The 15,511-nt window shown below is 69.8% G+C and carries 13 protein-coding genes; 4 read left to right on the top strand and 9 right to left on the bottom strand.

Going from position 1 to position 15,511, the window contains the following annotated elements:
- Position 1: 1 nt before the first annotated feature.
- From paaK to MIAR_RS08840, 6 genes are read right to left on the bottom strand one after another with little or no spacing between them, the layout of a single operon-like run.
- Positions 2-1,303, bottom strand: coding sequence for a phenylacetate--CoA ligase PaaK (gene paaK / locus MIAR_RS08865; RefSeq protein WP_425561569.1), 1,302 nt, complete (start codon positions 1,301-1,303; stop codon positions 2-4).
- A 27-nt stretch (positions 1,304-1,330) separates the two neighbouring features.
- Positions 1,331-1,720, bottom strand: coding sequence for a hydroxyphenylacetyl-CoA thioesterase PaaI (paaI, locus tag MIAR_RS08860; RefSeq protein ID WP_285634351.1), 390 nt, complete (start codon positions 1,718-1,720; stop codon positions 1,331-1,333).
- Positions 1,717-3,798 carry a phenylacetic acid degradation bifunctional protein PaaZ gene (gene paaZ, locus MIAR_RS08855; RefSeq protein ID WP_285634348.1) on the bottom strand — a complete coding sequence of 694 codons (2,082 nt, stop codon included), beginning with the start codon at positions 3,796-3,798 and terminating at the stop codon, positions 1,717-1,719. Before paaZ ends, paaI begins: the two co-directional genes overlap by 4 nt.
- The gene (locus MIAR_RS08850) at positions 3,795-4,649 is read right to left on the bottom strand and encodes a 3-hydroxyacyl-CoA dehydrogenase family protein (RefSeq protein ID WP_285634345.1); all 855 of its coding nucleotides are present in this window, start codon (positions 4,647-4,649) and stop codon (positions 3,795-3,797) included. Before MIAR_RS08850 ends, paaZ begins: the two co-directional genes overlap by 4 nt.
- Positions 4,646-5,425 carry an enoyl-CoA hydratase/isomerase family protein gene (locus tag MIAR_RS08845; RefSeq protein WP_285634342.1) on the bottom strand — a complete coding sequence of 260 codons (780 nt, stop codon included), beginning with the start codon at positions 5,423-5,425 and terminating at the stop codon, positions 4,646-4,648. The genes MIAR_RS08850 and MIAR_RS08845 overlap by 4 nt, the downstream gene beginning before the upstream one ends.
- The gene (locus MIAR_RS08840; RefSeq protein ID WP_285634339.1) at positions 5,418-6,608 is read right to left on the bottom strand and encodes a thiolase family protein; all 1,191 of its coding nucleotides are present in this window, start codon (positions 6,606-6,608) and stop codon (positions 5,418-5,420) included. The genes MIAR_RS08845 and MIAR_RS08840 overlap by 8 nt, the downstream gene beginning before the upstream one ends.
- A 196-nt stretch (positions 6,609-6,804) precedes the next feature.
- Here MIAR_RS08840 and MIAR_RS08835 point away from each other — a divergent pair, with 196 nt between their 5' ends.
- Entirely contained in the window at positions 6,805-8,142 is a 1,338-nt protein-coding gene (locus tag MIAR_RS08835) for an MFS transporter (protein ID WP_285634336.1), read from the top strand.
- 72 nt (positions 8,143-8,214) lie between these two features.
- On the opposite strand, the gene MIAR_RS08830 is transcribed toward MIAR_RS08835, so the two are convergent.
- From MIAR_RS08830 to MIAR_RS08820, 3 genes are read right to left on the bottom strand one after another with little or no spacing between them, the layout of a single operon-like run.
- A complete protein-coding gene (locus tag MIAR_RS08830) occupies positions 8,215-9,696 on the bottom strand; it encodes a dihydrolipoamide acetyltransferase family protein (protein ID WP_285634334.1) in 1,482 nt (493 codons plus the stop codon).
- On the bottom strand, positions 9,693-10,730 hold the full coding sequence (locus MIAR_RS08825) for an alpha-ketoacid dehydrogenase subunit beta (protein WP_285634331.1): 1,038 nt from the start codon (positions 10,728-10,730) through the stop codon (positions 9,693-9,695). The genes MIAR_RS08830 and MIAR_RS08825 overlap by 4 nt, the downstream gene beginning before the upstream one ends.
- Positions 10,727-11,830 carry a thiamine pyrophosphate-dependent enzyme gene (locus tag MIAR_RS08820; protein ID WP_285634329.1) on the bottom strand — a complete coding sequence of 368 codons (1,104 nt, stop codon included), beginning with the start codon at positions 11,828-11,830 and terminating at the stop codon, positions 10,727-10,729. The genes MIAR_RS08825 and MIAR_RS08820 overlap by 4 nt, the downstream gene beginning before the upstream one ends.
- 152 nt (positions 11,831-11,982) lie before the next feature.
- Here MIAR_RS08820 and MIAR_RS08815 point away from each other — a divergent pair, with 152 nt between their 5' ends.
- The 3 genes from MIAR_RS08815 (at position 11,983) to MIAR_RS08805 (ending at position 15,470) form a co-directional block, all read left to right on the top strand.
- Positions 11,983-12,420, top strand: a complete 438-nt coding sequence (locus tag MIAR_RS08815) for an Lrp/AsnC family transcriptional regulator (RefSeq protein WP_285634326.1) — start codon at positions 11,983-11,985, stop codon at positions 12,418-12,420.
- 114 nt (positions 12,421-12,534) lie between these two features.
- A complete protein-coding gene (locus MIAR_RS08810; RefSeq protein ID WP_285634323.1) occupies positions 12,535-13,986 on the top strand; it encodes an aldehyde dehydrogenase family protein in 1,452 nt (483 codons plus the stop codon).
- On the top strand, positions 13,983-15,470 hold the full coding sequence (locus tag MIAR_RS08805) for a GMC family oxidoreductase (protein ID WP_285634320.1): 1,488 nt from the start codon (positions 13,983-13,985) through the stop codon (positions 15,468-15,470). The genes MIAR_RS08810 and MIAR_RS08805 overlap by 4 nt, the downstream gene beginning before the upstream one ends.
- Positions 15,471-15,511: the final 41 nt, after the last annotated feature.

Genomic DNA, 15,511 nt, shown 5'->3' with positions numbered 1-15,511 from the left:
ATCAGCGCAGGTCGTACACCCGCTTGTACTTGCCCTCGCTGCGCGGGAGCGCTCCGGGCTCCTCCAGTCGCACCGCGACGCTGGAGCCGACGTGAGTCTTGATGCGTTCGGCCAGCACCTTCGCCGCAGCCTCGCACACGTCGCGCTCCAGGCTCGGGTGCCGTTCGATGCGCACCGCCATGGCGTCCATCCGGCCCTCGCGGGTCAGCTCGATGACGAAATGCGGGGTGAGCTGCTCGATTCCCAGCACGAGCTCCTCGATCTGGGTGGGGAAGATGTTCACGCCGCGCAGGATGATCATGTCGTCGTTGCGCCCGGTGACCTTCTCCATGCGGCGCATCGCCGGTCGCGCGGTCCCGGGAAGCAGGCGGGTCAGGTCGCGCGTGCGGTAGCGCAGCACCGGGAACGCCTGCTTGGTCAGCGAGGTGAACACCAGCTCGCCGATCTCTCCGTCGGGCAGGGGCTGCCCGTTCTCGTCGACCACCTCGGGGAGGAAATGGTCCTCCCAGATGTGCGGGCCGTCCTTGGTCTCGACGCACTCGTTTCCGACGCCAGGGCCCATCACCTCGCTCAGGCCGTAGATGTCCAGCGCGTCGATGTCCAGGCGACGTTCCAGCTCGGCGCGCATCTCGTTGGTCCACGGCTCGGCGCCGAGCACCGCGATCTTCAGCGATGTCGATCTCGGGTCGATGCCCGCCTCCTCCATCGCGTCGGCGATCGTGAGGAGATAGCTGGGCGTGCAGAGGATGGCATCCGGCTGGAAGTCCTGGATGAGCTGCACCTGTCGCGCGGTCTGACCTCCCGACATCGGGATGACTGTCGCACCCAGCCGCTCGATGCCGGCGTGAGCGCCCAGCCCGCCGGTGAACAGGCCGTATCCATAGGCGTTGTGCACCTTCATGCCGGGGCGGATGCCGGAGGCGCGCAGCGATCTGGCGATGAGGTCGGCCCAGTTCGACAGGTCGGCGTCGGTGTAGCCGACCACGGTCGGGCGGCCCGTCGTGCCCGATGAGGCGTGCACGCGGCGCACCTGCTCCATCGGCACGGCGAACATGCCGAACGGGTAGTTCTGCCGCAGATCCTCCTTGGTGGTGAAGGGCAGCAGCCGCACGTCGGCGAGGGACCGGATGTCGTCGGGTGAGACGCCGGCTTCGTCGAGCTTGCGCGTGTAGTGCGGCACGTTCTCGTAGGCGTGGCGGACGGTCCATTGCAGGCGCTCCAGCTGGAGCGCCTCCAGCTCCGGCCGGGAGAGTCGCTCGGCGGGGTCGAGCTGGTCTGCTGCGGGTGCTGTCATCGTCGACATCTGGTGCTCCGGGTGAGGGTCAGCGCGTCATTCGGCGGCGCGGTTGGTGGTGATGGATCGGCCGCGGAACTCGGCGACCAGTTCGCCGGTCTCGTCGGTCACCGTCACGTCGTACAGGCCGGTGCGTCCGCTGACGACGCGCTTCACCGCGGTCGCCGTCAGGGTCTGGCCGGCACCGGTCGACTTGAGGAAGGTGATGTCCGCGCCGGCGGCGACGGTCACGCGCTCGTCCTCGTTGCAGGCGATCGCGAACGCCGTGTCGGCGAGCGTGAACACGAGTCCGCCGTGCGTGATGGCGAAGCCGTTGAGCATGTCCTCGCGCACCGGCATCGAGACGACGGCCCGCCCTGGCTCATCGAGCTCCACCACCATGCCCAGCGATGCCGACGCGGCGTCCCGCTGCATCATCGCCCTCATGCCGACACCTCCGCCGAGACCGGCTCCTTGCTCACCAGCGTGAGCACGTCGTAGGTGGCGACCAGCTCGTCCTCCTGGTTGCGGATCACAGCATCCCAGCGCACCTCGCCGTACTCGTCAGTCTCGCGTGGGGTGATCTGCTTGGCGGTCAGCTCGACGCGGATGCTGTCGCCGGGGGAGACCGGTGTGATGAACCGCAGGTTCTCCAGACCGTAGTTGGCGAGCACGGGGCCGGGCTCCGGGTCGACGAACAGGCCGGCCGCCCATGAGACGAGCAGGTAGCCGTGTGCGACCCGGCCGGGGAAGAACGGGTTCGCCGCGGCCGACTTCTCGTCCATGTGGGCGTAGAACGTGTCGCCGGTGAAGTGCGCGAAGGTCTCGATGTCGTCCAGGGTGACCTCACGCGACGCCGACACGATCTGGTCGCCGATGCGCAGTTCCGAGAGCGACTTGCGGAACGGATGCCGGCCATCGGCGTGCGCGGTCGCACCGGCGTGCCACACCCCGGTCAGCGCCGTGAGCATCTCGGGGGAGCCCTGCACCGCGGTGCGCTGCATGTGGTGCAGGACGGCGCGGATGCCGCCGAGCTCCTCGCCGCCGCCGGCGCGCCCCGGCCCGCCGTGCACGAGGTTGGGCAGCGGGGATCCGTGGCCGGTGGAGGAGCGGGCGTCGTCGCGGTCGAGGAGCAGCATCCGGCCGTTGAACGGCGCGATGCGCGACGCGAGCTCCACGGCCTGAGCCGGGTCGTGCGTGGCGACGCTGGTCACGAGCGATCCGCCGCCGCGGTTCACGAGCGCCGCGGCCTGGGCGGTGGTGTCGTAGGTGAGCAGCGACGAGACGGGTCCGAACGCCTCGACGCCGTGCACGGCGTCCGCCTGCGCGTCATCGAAGCGCAGCAGCACCGGCGAGACGAACGCTCCGTCCGGTGCGACGCCGGTGCTGCCGTCGGCCAGGCGAACCTCGGGGGCTGCCATGGTGCCGACGACGACCTGGCCGCCGGCATCCTGCAGCTTCTGCACCTGCCGCAGCACCTCGTCACGCTGCGCAGTCGACGCCAGAGGGCCCATGGTGACGCCCTCGGCGCGCGGGTCGCCCAGCACGGTCTTCTCGGCGATACGGGCCTGCACGGCCGCGATCACGTCATCGACCGCAGCGGTCGGCACGATCGCACGGCGGATCGCGGTGCACTTCTGCCCGGCCTTCGTGGTCATCTCGGTGACCAGCTGCCGCACGTAGGCATCGAACTCCGGCGTCCCTGCGGTGGCATCCGTGCCCAGCACCGAGGCGTTGATCGAGTCGGTCTCGGCGGTGAACCGCACGCCGCCGGTCTGCACCGAGGGGTGCCGGCGCAGCGACTCGGCGGTCGATGCGCTGCCGGTGAAGCCGACGAGGTCGCCCAGCTGCAGGTCGTCGAACAGATCGGGCACGCTGCCGCTGACCAGCTGCAGCGAGCCCTCCGGCAGCAGGCCGGATTCGACGAGGATGCGCACCATCGCCTCGGCGAGGTAGCCGGTGGGCGTGGCGGGCTTCACGAGCGTGGGCATGCCGGCCAGGAAGGCCGGTGCGAACTTCTCCAGCGATCCCCAGACCGGGAAGTTGAAGGCGTTGATCTGCACGGCGACGCCGGGGAGCGTGGTGTACACGTGGCGGCCGAGGAAGGTGCCGTCCTTCGAGAGCGGCTCGACCGGGCCGTCGACGTACACGCGGCTGTTGGGCAGCTCGCGGCGGCCCTTTCCGGAATAAGAGAACAGCACGCCGATGCCGCCGTCGATGTCCACCCAGGAGTCCGCCTTCGTGGCGCCGGTGCGCGCCGACAGCGCATACAGCTCGTCCTTGCGCTCGGTCAGGGCGAGAGCGAACCGCTTGAGCAGGACGGCACGCTGGTGGAAGGTGAGCGCGGCCAGACTCGCATGCCCGGTCGTGCGGGCGTACTCGAGCGCGCCTGCGAGATCGAGGCCCTCCGTGGAGACGCGCGTGACCACCTCGCCGGTGGAGGCGTCGCGGACCTCGGTCGCCTTCGGCGCACCGGACGGAGTCCACCAGGCGCCCTGGACGTAGCTGGGCAGATAGTCGGTCATCGTTCCTCGTTCCACACGTAGAATCCTTCGCCGCTCTTGCGGCCCAGCTTCCCCTCGGCGACCATGCGCCGCAAGAGCGCCGGGGGCTCGAACCGAGGCCCCAGCTCGCGCGCCAGCTCCTCGGCGATCCCCAGCCGCACGTCGAGCCCCACCACGTCGGTCGTGCGCAGCGGTCCCATCGGATGGCGGTAGCCCAGCTCCATGGCGGCGTCGATGTCCGCGGCATCCGCCACGTTCTCCTCCAGCATCCGGATCGCCTCGAGCGCGAGCATCACACCCAGCCGGCTGGACGCGAAGCCAGGGGAGTCGCGTACGACGACCGGCGTCTTGCGCAGCGTCGTGACCCATTCCCGGGCGGAGGTGACGACGTCCTTGGCGGTGCGCTCGCCGACCACGATCTCGACGAGCTTGGAGGCCGGGACGGGGTTGAAGAAGTGCAGGCCGAGGAATCGGTCGGGCCGGGCCAGCGATGCCGCGAGATCGTCGATCGAGATCGACGAGGTGTTCGTGGCGAGCACGGCCTCCGCGGCCACGGCGTCCTCGATCCGGGCGAGCGCGCCCGCCTTGAGATCGCGGTCCTCGGGCACGGCCTCGACGACGAGCGCCGCGGCCGCGAAGTCGGCGAAGTCGGTGCTGACCGAGAGCGAGGACGTGGCGTGATCGGCGTCTGAGAGGTCGCCGCGCTGCACCGAGGTGGCGATGCTGGCCAGCACGCGTTCGCGGGCGGCATCCGCCGACTCCGCATCACGCTCGACGAGGATCACGCGGGAGCCGGCGAGCAGGAACGCATGTGCGATGCCCGCTCCCATGCGCCCGCCGCCGAGCACCCCGACGGTTCCGGGTACGGTCATGAGTTCTTCTCCGTCTTCTGCTGCGTGGCGGTGCGGCGCTCCAGGAACGCCGTCATCCTGCGGTGCTTCTCATCGCTGTCGAACAGCTCGGCCTGCACCTCGAGCTCGATCGCCGGATGCTGATCGGCCGGCGCGAGCAGTGCGCGCTTGGTGAGCTCGGTGGCACGGGCGCCGTTCGCGCCGATGCGGTCGGCGACGGCGTGCGCGGCGTCGAGCAGCGTGCCCGGCTCGTGCAGCGACGACACCAGGCCCCACGACAGCGCCTCATCGGCATCGATGATGCGGCCGGTGAGGAGCAGCTCGCTGGCGCGGGCGTGGCCGACGATCTCGGGCAGCCGCCAGGTGGCGCCCGCGGCGGCGATGATGCCGAGGCCCGTCTCGGGATTGCCGAACTTCACGCGCGGGGTGGCGATGCGGATGTCGGCGGCGTACGCGAGCTCGGCGCCGCCGCCCAGGGCGTAGCCGTCGACGGCGGCGATCACCGGCATCGGCAGGGAGCGGATGCGGCGGAACGCCGTCGAGTTGATGCCGCGACGGGCATCCTCGGCGGTGCGGTCGCGCAACTGCCCGATGTCCGCTCCGGAGGCGAAGACGCCGCCCGCTCCGATCAGGATGAGGACGCGCGGATCGCGCTCGAGCTCCTCGCACAGCGCGTGCAGCTCGTCGATCATGCCCTGGTCGATCGCATTGCGCTTCTCGGGCCGGTTCAGGGTGGCGACGACGCGGTCGTCGCGGCGCTCCAGCAGCAGCGCACCGGCGGCGGAGGACTCAGGCATCCAGGCGCTCCACGATCATGGCCGTGCCCTGGCCGACGCCCACGCACATGGTCGCGAGGCCGTAGCGGGCGCCGGTCGCCTCGAGGCGGCGCAGCAGGGTGACGATCAGGCGCGAACCGCTGGAGCCGAGCGGATGCCCGAGGGCGATCGCCCCGCCGTCGGCGTTGACGATCTCGGGGTCCAGGCCCAGGCGGCGGATGCTGGCAAGCGACTGCGTCGCGAACGCCTCGTTCAGTTCGACGGCGCCGAGGTCGGCGACGGTGAGTCCGGCCTTCGCGAGGGCCTTCTCGGTGGCGGGCACCGGACCCAGGCCCATGATCTCGGGGGCGAGCGCCGCGGTCGCCGAGGCGACGATGCGCGCCCGGGCGCGCAGACCGTGGCGCTGCACGGCATCCGCGCCGGCGACCACGATCGCCGAGGCGCCGTCGTTGAGGGAGCTGGCGTTGCCTGCGGTGACGACCTCTCCGCCTGCGACCACGGGGCGCAGCTTCGCGAGCACCTCCAGCGAGGTCTCCGGGCGCGGGCCCTCGTCCGTGTCGACGATGCCACGGGCGGTCTCGACCGGAACGATCTCGGCGGCGAGGCGACCGGCGTCGATCGCCGCGAGGGCGCGCTGGTGGCTCAGCAGCGCGAAGGCATCGGCATCCGCTCTGCGGATCCCGTCGACGCGGGCGACCTCCTCGGCGGTCTCCGGCATCGAGAAGGTGGCCTTGTCGCGGGCGACCAGTTTGGGGTTCGCGAAGCGCCAGCCGATCGACGTGTCGAATGCCGCGCCGGGCTTGGCCCACGCGCGGTCGGGCTTGGCCTGCACCCACGGGGCGCGGGACATCGACTCCACGCCGCCGGCCACGATCACGTCGGCGTCTCCCGAGCGGATGGCCTGGGAGGCCATCGTGATCGCGGACATGCCGGATGCGCAGAGGCGGTTCACGGTGATTCCGGGGAGGGTGTCGGGCAGGCCCGCCAGCAGCACCGCCATGCGGGCGACGTTGCGGTTGTCCTCGCCGGCCTGGTTGGCCGCGCCCAGGATCACCTCGTCGATCGCCTCATGGGGGACGCCGGATCGGGAGACGGTCTCACCCACGACGAGCGCGGCGAGATCGTCCGGGCGCACGCTCGAGAGCGCGCCTCCGTAGCGCCCCACGGGCGTGCGGATCCCATCAACCAGGAAGGCCTCGGACATCGTCATCCTTTCGCGCGCGCTCGGCGCCAATAGCAGACCGATCGTTCAGTAATACGATGGCAGATCATCGCGCGGCTGGCAACCCGACGGCGACATCTTCCGGTCGAAAGGCGCGCGGCCCGGGCCCCGGATGCGGTAGTGTCCCGATTTGCTGACCCAACGGTCAGTTTCCGCTACCCGAACAACGGAGTTCCCCATGGCGAACACGATCGACAGACGGCGCGAGGAGCGCCGGGTCCTGGCCGGCACACTCGTCGGCACGACCATCGAGTGGTACGACTTCTTCATCTACGCCCAAGCAGCCGGGCTCGTCTTCGGCGAGCTGTTCTTCGCTCCGCTGGGGGCGACCGGCGGCCAGATCGCGTCCTGGGCATCGCTGGGCATCTCGTTCCTGTTCCGGCCGCTGGGGGCCGTGATCGCGGGCCACCTCGGCGACCGTCTCGGGCGCAAGCGGATGCTGGTGCTCACCCTCATCCTGATGGGCGCCTCCACCTCGCTGATCGGCGTGCTGCCGACATATGCCGACATCGGCATCATGGCGACCGTGCTGCTCGTGCTCCTGCGCGTGCTGCAGGGCTTCTCCGCCGGCGGCGAGTGGGGCGGGGCCGCTCTGATGTCCGTCGAGCACGCCCCGAAGGAGCGTCGCGGCTTCTTCGGCGCCTACCCGCAGATCGGCGTGCCGGTCGGCATGATCCTCGCCACCTTCACGATGTGGGTGCTGAACCTCGCCATCGGCCCCGAGGCGTTCCTCGCCTGGGGCTGGCGCCTGCCGTTCCTGTTCTCGATCGTGCTGATCGTGGTCGGATACCTCATCCGCCGCTCGGTCGAGGAGTCGCCGGTCTTCCTGGAGCTGCAGGAACGTCGCCGGGAGTCCTCCGCGCCGCTGTCGATGCTGTTCAAGCACCACACGCGCGAGGTCGTCCTCACGGCGCTGATCTTCATCGCGAACAACGCCGCCGGCTACCTGCTCATCGCGTTCTTCACGACCTACGTGTCGACCGTCATCGGTATGCCTCGTCCGACCGCGCTGCTGATGACCACCCTCGCCTCGTTCGGCTGGCTGATCTTCACCATGGCCGGTGGCTGGGTGTCGGACCGGATCGGACGCGTGCGGACCTTCCAGATCGGGTACGGCCTGCTGGCCGTCTGGTCCGTGCCGATGTGGTTCCTTATCGACACGGGCAACGTGGGGCTGTACTTCGTCGCGCTGTTCGTGCTGACCATCGGGCTCGGGCTCTCTTACGGGCCGCAGTCGGCGCTCTACGCGGAGATGTTCCCGGCGGACGTGCGCTACTCGGGCGTCTCGATCGGCTACGCACTGGGCGCGATCCTGGGCGGCGCGTTCGCTCCGCTGATCGCCGAGCTGCTGCTCAAGAACACCGGCGCCTCCTGGTCGATCGGCGTGTACATCCTCGTCATCACGATCGTGTCGCTGGTGGCGGTCTCGCTCGTGAAGGAGACGCGGGGTGCGCCGCTCGACACGCAGAGCATCGAGATCGTCGCCGCGCGGGCGAGTGGCACTGTCACGCGCTGACTGCCGGCTGACGAGTGAGGGCTGATCGGGATTCCCGATCAGCCCTCACCTCTGTCCGTCCGGAAGCGCGGTTCAGACCCGGCCGTAGGCGCGCAGCGGATGCTCGATGAGCTCCACCACGCGGCGCAGGAAGCCGGCGGCATAGCCGCCGTCGCACACCCGGTGGTCGAACACGAGCGAGATCTGGGCGATGCGGCGGGCCACGATCGCCCCGTCGACCACCCAGGGGCGTTCGATCATGCGGCCGATGCCGAGCATCGCCACGTCGGGGTGGTTGATGATCGGGGTGGAGCCGTCCACGCCGAAGCCGCCGTAGTTGTTGAGCGTGAACGTCGAGCCGCGCAGCCGCTCGGGCGGCATACCGCCGGCGCGTGCTGTGGCGGCCAGTTCGCGCAGCGAGGCATCCAGCTCCTCGACGCTGAGCACGTGGGCCTTCGGGATGACCGGCACCATCAGGCCGCGATCGGTGTCGGCCGCGATGCCGAGGTTCACACCCTCGAACGAGATGATCTCGGTGGCGTCCTCGCTCAGACGCGACGCCAGTAGAGGATACTCGGCCAGGGCGATCAGCGTGTACCGGGCGATCAGGGCGGTCAGCGACGGCGCCTTGCCGCCCTGGGGAGCCATCTGCGCGCGCAGGTTCCACAGCTCGGTCGCATCGACGTCGACCCAGACGGTCGCCTCGGGGATCTCGGCGCGGCTGCGTGACAGCTTGGCGCTGACGGCCTTGCGCAGCGGGCTCATCCGCTCCCGGGAGAGCACCGCGAGACCGTCCAGTTCGCCTCGGTTCGTCGCGGCGGATGCTGCGGGCGAGGGGGATGCTGTGGCGGGGGCGGAGATGGTGACCCCGTCCACCGCTGTGTCGACGGCTGCGCGCAGCACATCGGCGCGGGTGATCGCGCCGTCGGATCCGGTGCCCGTGATCGTGTGCACGTCGACGCCCAGGTCGCGGGCGAGCCTGCGCACCAGCGGCGATCGCACGGCGACCGGCGCGTGCTTCGCCGTGGATGCAGCTCCGACCGCACCGCTTGCCGTCGACTGCACCGCCTGGCTGCGCGGGGAAGTGGTGCTCTCGGCGGCATCCGGCGCGGTCGGCGCCGGAGCGGCGGGCACAGCGGCGGCGGGTGTCGCGGGCTGGGCGGATGCAGCGGATGCCGCGCGAGGACGGCGACGGCCGGAGCCGGTGCGCTCGGTGGTCCCGTAGCCGATCAGCACGTTCCCGGAGCCGGAGCCGGCGCGCTCCTCGGCGCGATAGGCATCCTTCTCGGTGGTGTCGGATGCGGCGGACGTCGGCGCCTCCGCTGCATCCGAGGCGACCTCGAGCACCGGGGCGCCGACGTCGATGACATCGCCGGGCTCGCCGTGCAGCGCCGTGATGACGCCCGCGAACGGGGAGGGCAGCTCGACGATGCTCTTCGCGGTCTCGACTTCGGCGATGGCCTGGTCCGTGGCGATGGTGTCGCCCACCTTCACGAGCCACTGCACGAGACCGGCCTCGGTGAGGCCCTCGCCGAGATCGGGCAGGCGGAACACCCGCGCGGTCGTGGTGCTCATCGTGCTGCGCCTTCCGCGTCGTCATCCCAGTGCAGCGAGTCGATGGCGTCCAGGACGCGATCGGCATCCGGCAGGTACCAGTGCTCGAGCTTCGGCGGCGCGAAGGGCGTGTCGAAACCGGTGACGCGACGCACCGGCGCCTCGAGGTACTCGAAGCAGCGCTCGAACACCCGGGCCTGGATCTCGCTCGCAACGCTGACGTAGCCGGGCGCCTCGGCCACGACGACGGCACGACCGGTCGAGCGCACGGCGGCTGTCACTGTCGCGTCGTCGAAGGGGGAGAGGCTGCGCACGTCGATGACCTGCACGCTGCGCCCTTCGGATGCCGCGATCTCGGCGGCCTCGAGTGCGACGGGGACCATGGCCGAGTACGCCAGGACCGTGACATCCGTGCCCTCGCGGGCGATGCGCGCGGTGCCGAGGTCGGCCGTGACGGAGGTGTCGACCTCACCCTTCGACCAGTACAGCTTCTTCGGCTCCAGGAACACGACCGGGTCGGGGGAGGCGATCGCCGCTCGCAGCAGCGAGTACGCGTCCTGCGGCGTGGACGGTGAGACCACGGTGAGCCCGGGGGTGTGCGCGTAGTACGCCTCGGAGGAGTCGCAGTGGTGCTCCACACCGCCGATGCCGCCGCCGAACGGGATGCGGATGACGATCGGCATCCGCACGGCACCTCGCGTGCGGTTACCCATCTTCGCGACATGACTGACCACCTGCTCGAAGGCGGGGAGGGCGAACGCGTCGAACTGCATCTCGACGACGGGACGCATGCCGTTCATGGCCATGCCGACCGCGGTGCCCATGATTCCCGACTCGGCCAGCGGGGTGTCGAAGCAGCGGTCCTCGCCGAAGCGCTCGGCCAGCCCGTCTGTGATGCGGAACACCCCTCCGAGCGCGCCCACGTCCTCGCCGAAGACGACCACGTCCGGGTCCTCGGCGATGGCGTCGGCCAGTGCGCGGTTGATCGCCGCGGCCATGGTCATGGTGCCGACCACGTGCGGGGTCTCGATCTCGATGTCGTTCGCCATGGTCATCGGTGGCCTCCAGCGTCGGTGAGGGATGCGCGTTCGATCTCGCCGCGCAGCAGCTGCCACTGCTCCTCGAGCTGAGGGGAGCGCTCGGCGGTGACGAAGCGGAACAGGTCCTCGGGGTCGAGGTCGGAATCGGCGTTCAGTGCATCGCGCAGCGCTGCGGCGATCGTCTCGGCGCCGTCGGCGATGGTCTGCTGCGCGATGTCGTCGAGCAGACCCTGGGCCCTCAGGAAGACCTGCATCCGGGAGAGCGGGTCGCGGTCCGCCCACGCCTTCACCTCGTCGCGGTCGCGGTAGCGGGTGTCGTCGTCGGCGTTGGTGTGGGCCTGCATGCGATAGGTGTGCGCCTCGACCAGCGAGGGGCCGCCGCCGCTGCGTGCGCGGTCGACGGCCTCGCCGAGCACGGCGAGCAGGGCTGCGACGTCGTTGCCGTCCACGCGCTGCCCCGGCATGCCGTAGCCGATCGCCTTGTGCGCGAGCGAGGGCGCTGCGGTCTGGCGGGAGAGGGGGACCGAGATGGCGAACTCGTTGTTCTGCACGAAGAACACGACCGGCACGTGGAACACGGCGGCGAAGTTGAGCGCCTCGTGGAAGTCGCCCTCGCTGGTGGAGCCGTCGCCGCACAGGGCGAGCACCACTGTGTCCTCGCCGCGATGCTTGGCGGCCTGCGCGAAGCCGACGGCGTGCAGCAGCTGGGTGGCCAGGGGCGTGGACTGCGGGGCGACGCGGTGCTCGGCCGGGTCGTAGCCGGAGTGCCAGTCACCTTTCAGCAGCACCATGGCGTCTGCCGGGCGCACGCCGCGGGAGATCACGGCGACGGAGTCTCGGTACGTGGGGAACAGCCAGTCGTGGTCGCCGAGCACCATGGAGGCGGCGACCTGGCATGCCTCCTGACCGTGCGAGGAGGGGTACACGGCGAGACGTCCCTGCCGCACGAGCGCGTAGGCCTGGTCGTTGATGCGACGGCCCTCGACGAGGCCGCGGTACGCACGCTGCAGCGTCTCGGCATCCGGCAGCGCGTACTGCTCGTCGGAGACGGTCGCGCCGTCCTTGTCGATGAGTGCGACGGGAGTGTCGCGGGGGAGCAGGTCTTCGTGCTGCATGGTGTTCGCCTCCTTGCGGAACCTCTTCGCACAGTGTGCCCCGGAATCATCAATCGTTCGACAGGGGTGACCCAAGAGTGGACGTTCGACAGTACGATCGGCTGAATACGTACGAAGTGTCAGGATCTGCTGACGGAACGAAAGGGGTGACGATGTCGGATCTGGATGCCGTGGATCGGGCGATCCTGGATGAGCTGCGCCGGGATGCGCGCACCTCCATGACGGCCATCGCCGACGCCGTGCACATCTCGCGCGCCGGTGCGCACGCCCGCATCAAACGGCTGACGGATGCCGGGGTGATCACCGGCTACACGGTGCGCACCGATCCGGTGCAGCTCGGCCATCACGCATCTGCCTACGTCATGCTCGCCATCGAGCAGTCCAGTTGGCAGGACGTGCAGGCGCGGCTGCGGGCGATCCGGGAGATCGAGCACATGGCGCTGGTCGGAGGCGACTTCGACGTGATCCTGCTCGTGCGGGCCAGCGACGCACGCGATCTGCGGCGCATCGTCCTGGAGGACATCCAGGCCATCCCGTTCATCCGCTCGACCCGCACCACGCTGATCTTCGAGGACTTCGGCCGCGACTGAGACCAGCCGTTCGCGGCTGGACATCTGCGTCGCGCTGACGGACAAGCACGTCACCCGTTCTGCACCTGATGATGGGGAAGGAGGCTCATCCGCCTTGGAACGAAGGAGACGTCGATGTCCGAATCAGCCGCCGCAGCCGCCGCAGCCGCCGCTGTGCTGCTCGACCGAGTCCAGGCGCCGGACGGCACCGGACGCGAGATCCCCGATGCGGCGACGCGCGAGGTGATCGGCCGCGCGCCTGCGCACACGGTGGCCGACCTCGACCAAGCCATTGAGCGGGCACGGGCCGCTCAGCACGCGTGGGAGACGCTCGGGCATGAAGAGCGAAGCGCGCTGCTGCTGAAGGCGGCCGACGCGATCGACGCCAATGCCGAGGCGCTCGCCCACCTGCTCTCCCGCGAACAGGGCAAGCCGCTGAACGGTCCCAACGCCCGGTTCGAACTGGGCGCATGCTCCGCCTGGCTGCGCACCAACGCAACCACGGTGCTCGAGTCTCAGGTTCTCGTCGACGATGAGAGCCTGCACGCCGAGCTGGTGTACCGTGCCGCGGGCGTCGTGGGCGCCATCGGTCCGTGGAACTGGCCTCTCATGATCACCATCTGGCAGATCGGTCCGGCACTCCGGATGGGGAACACGGTGGTAGCCAAGCCCAGCGAATACACGCCTCTGAGCGTGCTGGCGCTGATCGCCGTGATGAACGACGTGCTCCCCGCCGACGTGCTCATCCCGATCTCGGGCGGGCGGGACGTGGGTGCGCGGCTCGCCTCCCACCCCGACATCGACAAGATCATGTTCACCGGGTCGACGGCCACCGGACGCCGGATCATCGAGAGCTCGGCCGGGAACCTCGCACGGCTCACCCTCGAGCTCGGCGGCAACGATGCCGGTATCGTGCTGCCTGGCACCGAGGTGTCGGACATCGCACAGGATCTGTTCTGGGGTGCGTTCATCAACACAGGCCAGACGTGCGCGGCCATGAAGCGTCTGTACGTGCACGACTCGGTGTACGACGAGGTGGTGGATGCCCTGGCCGAGATCGCCGAGAGCACCCCGATGGGCAACGGTCTGGACGAGAACAACGTACTCGGGCCGTTGCAGAACCGCCCGCAGTTCGACATCGTCAGCGGGCTCGTGGAGGAGGCAAGGGCGAGCGGTGCACGCGTGGTCACCGGCGGTGCCGCGGCCACTGACCTGGGCGAGCTGTTCTACCGTCCCACGATCGTCGCCGACATCGACAACGATGCCGGGCTCGTTCAGCAGGAGCAGTTCGGGCCCGCGCTGCCGATCATCCGTTACTCGGATGTCGACCAGGCGTTCGCCTGGGCCAACGGCGTGGACGTCGGACTGGGCTCTTCGGTCTGGTCGAGCGATCCGGAAGACGCCAGGCAGGCGGCGGCGCGCATGCAGGCAGGGACGGTCTGGATCAACTCGCACGGCGGCCTGCACCCGATGGTCCCGTTCGGGGGCATCAAGAGCTCCGGATACGGGCTGGAGTTCGGCGTGGAGGGCCTGAAGTCCGTGGCGGTCACGCAGGTGATCTCGGGGCCGGGACGGAAGGGGAGATGATGATCCGGACAGCGATCGTCGTCGGCGCGGGCACTTCAGGATCCATTGTCGCGCGACGACTGACCGACGCGGGCATACAGGTCGCGCTCGTCGAGGCTGGCGGCTACGACACCAATCCCGCGATTCACGACCCGTCCCGTGCAGGAGAGCTGTGGCACGCGGTCGAGGACTGGGACTTCCGAACTGTTCCGCAGGAGCACGCGGGTGGGCGGCGCCTGCACCTTCCACGCGGTCGGGTCACCGGCGGATCCCACGCGCTCAACGCCATGATCTGGGTGCGCGGTGCGGCATCCGACTACGACGGCTGGGAGCGCCTGGGCGCGACAGGCTGGTCCTGGGCGGATGTCGAGCCCGTGTTCGACGCCATGGAGAACGACCTGCTTCCGATCACCGACGACTACGCTCTGACCCCGATCCAGGAGTCCATCGTCCACGCTGCGGTGCAGGAAGGCGTGCCGCGCAATCCTGACTACAACGGCGGAACCCTTGACGGCATCTCGCAGGAGCAGGTCACGATGCGCGATGGGCGCCGTGTGAACACCTGGACAGCGTACGCGCAGCCTGTCGCCGATCGACTCGAGGTGATCACCGATCGCGAGGTGCATTCGATCATCCTCGACAACGGTCGGGCCGTCGGGGTGCGGTTCGGAGAGGGCGAGGATGCACAGGAGCTGCGCGCCGATCAGGTCGTACTGGCGGCCGGGGCCCTCGGCTCGCCGGTGATCCTCATGCGCTCGGGTATCGGCCCGGCCAACGATCTGGACGCTCTCGGCATTCCGCTCGTGCAGGATGCTCCTGGCGTTGGGCAGAATCTGCACGACCATCTGCTCTCTCCGGTCATCTTCACCACGGGCCAGCCCGTTGGCCCTCCGCGGCCCGGTGTCTCGGTGACGCAGACCCACTTGTTCTGGCGCAGTCGCGCGGGTCTCGACCAACCCGACACCCAGCCGATCCATTTCTCGGTTCCGATGTGGGGCGAGCACGAGCCCCGTCCAGGTGCGAACGGCTCGGACGACGGTTTCACACTGATGGCGGGTCTGGTCACCCCGTACAGCCGCGGCTCGCTGCGCCTCTCGGGCGCGGGGCTCGCGGATCCCCCGCTGATCGACCTGGCTGCGCTGGCCGACGAGCGAGATGTCGTCGCCCTCGCGGCATCCGTGCGGCAGTGCCGCAGCATCGGCGCCCAGCCTGCGCTGGCCGATGCCTGGGGAGCCGTCGAGGCGTACCCAGGGGCCGGCGTCGACGACGTCGACTGGGTGCGTCGTACGGCCATCACCTATCACCATCAAGTGGGTACCTGCCGGATGGGTTCCGATGCGGACGCTGTCGTCGACCCCCGCCTGCGCGTGAGAGGCGTCGATCACCTGCGCGTCATCGATGCATCGGTCATGCCCGTGATCACCACCGGTAACACCAATGCGCCGGCTGCCATGATCGCCGAGCGCGGCGCGCGATTCCTGCTGGAGGACATCGGCATCGTCTGAGCCGGACGCGACGGCGGCCCCGCACCGAAGGTGAGGGGCCG

This window comes from Microbacterium arabinogalactanolyticum (assembly GCF_030268005.1).
Classification (GTDB): Bacteria; Actinomycetota; Actinomycetes; order Actinomycetales; family Microbacteriaceae; genus Microbacterium; species Microbacterium arabinogalactanolyticum.
Note: the sequence above shows the minus strand (reverse complement) of the source record. Positions and strands in the feature narration are given on the sequence as shown.

Excerpts from the sequence above, each read along its gene's own strand:
- MIAR_RS08810 (WP_285634323.1), top strand. The coding sequence starts at position 12,535 with ATGTCCGAATCAGCCGCCGCAGCCGCCGCAGCCGCCGCTGTGCTGCTC.
- paaZ (WP_285634348.1), bottom strand. The coding sequence starts at position 3,798 with ATGACCGACTATCTGCCCAGCTACGTCCAGGGCGCCTGGTGGACTCCG.
- MIAR_RS08835 (WP_285634336.1), top strand. The coding sequence starts at position 6,805 with ATGGCGAACACGATCGACAGACGGCGCGAGGAGCGCCGGGTCCTGGCC.
- MIAR_RS08815 (WP_285634326.1), top strand. The coding sequence starts at position 11,983 with ATGTCGGATCTGGATGCCGTGGATCGGGCGATCCTGGATGAGCTGCGC.
- MIAR_RS08850 (WP_285634345.1), bottom strand. The coding sequence starts at position 4,649 with ATGACCGTACCCGGAACCGTCGGGGTGCTCGGCGGCGGGCGCATGGGA.
- MIAR_RS08845 (WP_285634342.1), bottom strand. The coding sequence starts at position 5,425 with ATGCCTGAGTCCTCCGCCGCCGGTGCGCTGCTGCTGGAGCGCCGCGAC.
- MIAR_RS08820 (WP_285634329.1), bottom strand. The coding sequence starts at position 11,830 with ATGCAGCACGAAGACCTGCTCCCCCGCGACACTCCCGTCGCACTCATC.
- MIAR_RS08825 (WP_285634331.1), bottom strand. The coding sequence starts at position 10,730 with ATGACCATGGCGAACGACATCGAGATCGAGACCCCGCACGTGGTCGGC.
- paaK (WP_425561569.1), bottom strand. The coding sequence starts at position 1,303 with ATGTCGACGATGACAGCACCCGCAGCAGACCAGCTCGACCCCGCCGAG.
- paaI (WP_285634351.1), bottom strand. The coding sequence starts at position 1,720 with ATGAGGGCGATGATGCAGCGGGACGCCGCGTCGGCATCGCTGGGCATG.
- MIAR_RS08830 (WP_285634334.1), bottom strand. The coding sequence starts at position 9,696 with ATGAGCACCACGACCGCGCGGGTGTTCCGCCTGCCCGATCTCGGCGAG.
- MIAR_RS08840 (WP_285634339.1), bottom strand. The coding sequence starts at position 6,608 with ATGTCCGAGGCCTTCCTGGTTGATGGGATCCGCACGCCCGTGGGGCGC.
- MIAR_RS08805 (WP_285634320.1), top strand. The coding sequence starts at position 13,983 with ATGATGATCCGGACAGCGATCGTCGTCGGCGCGGGCACTTCAGGATCC.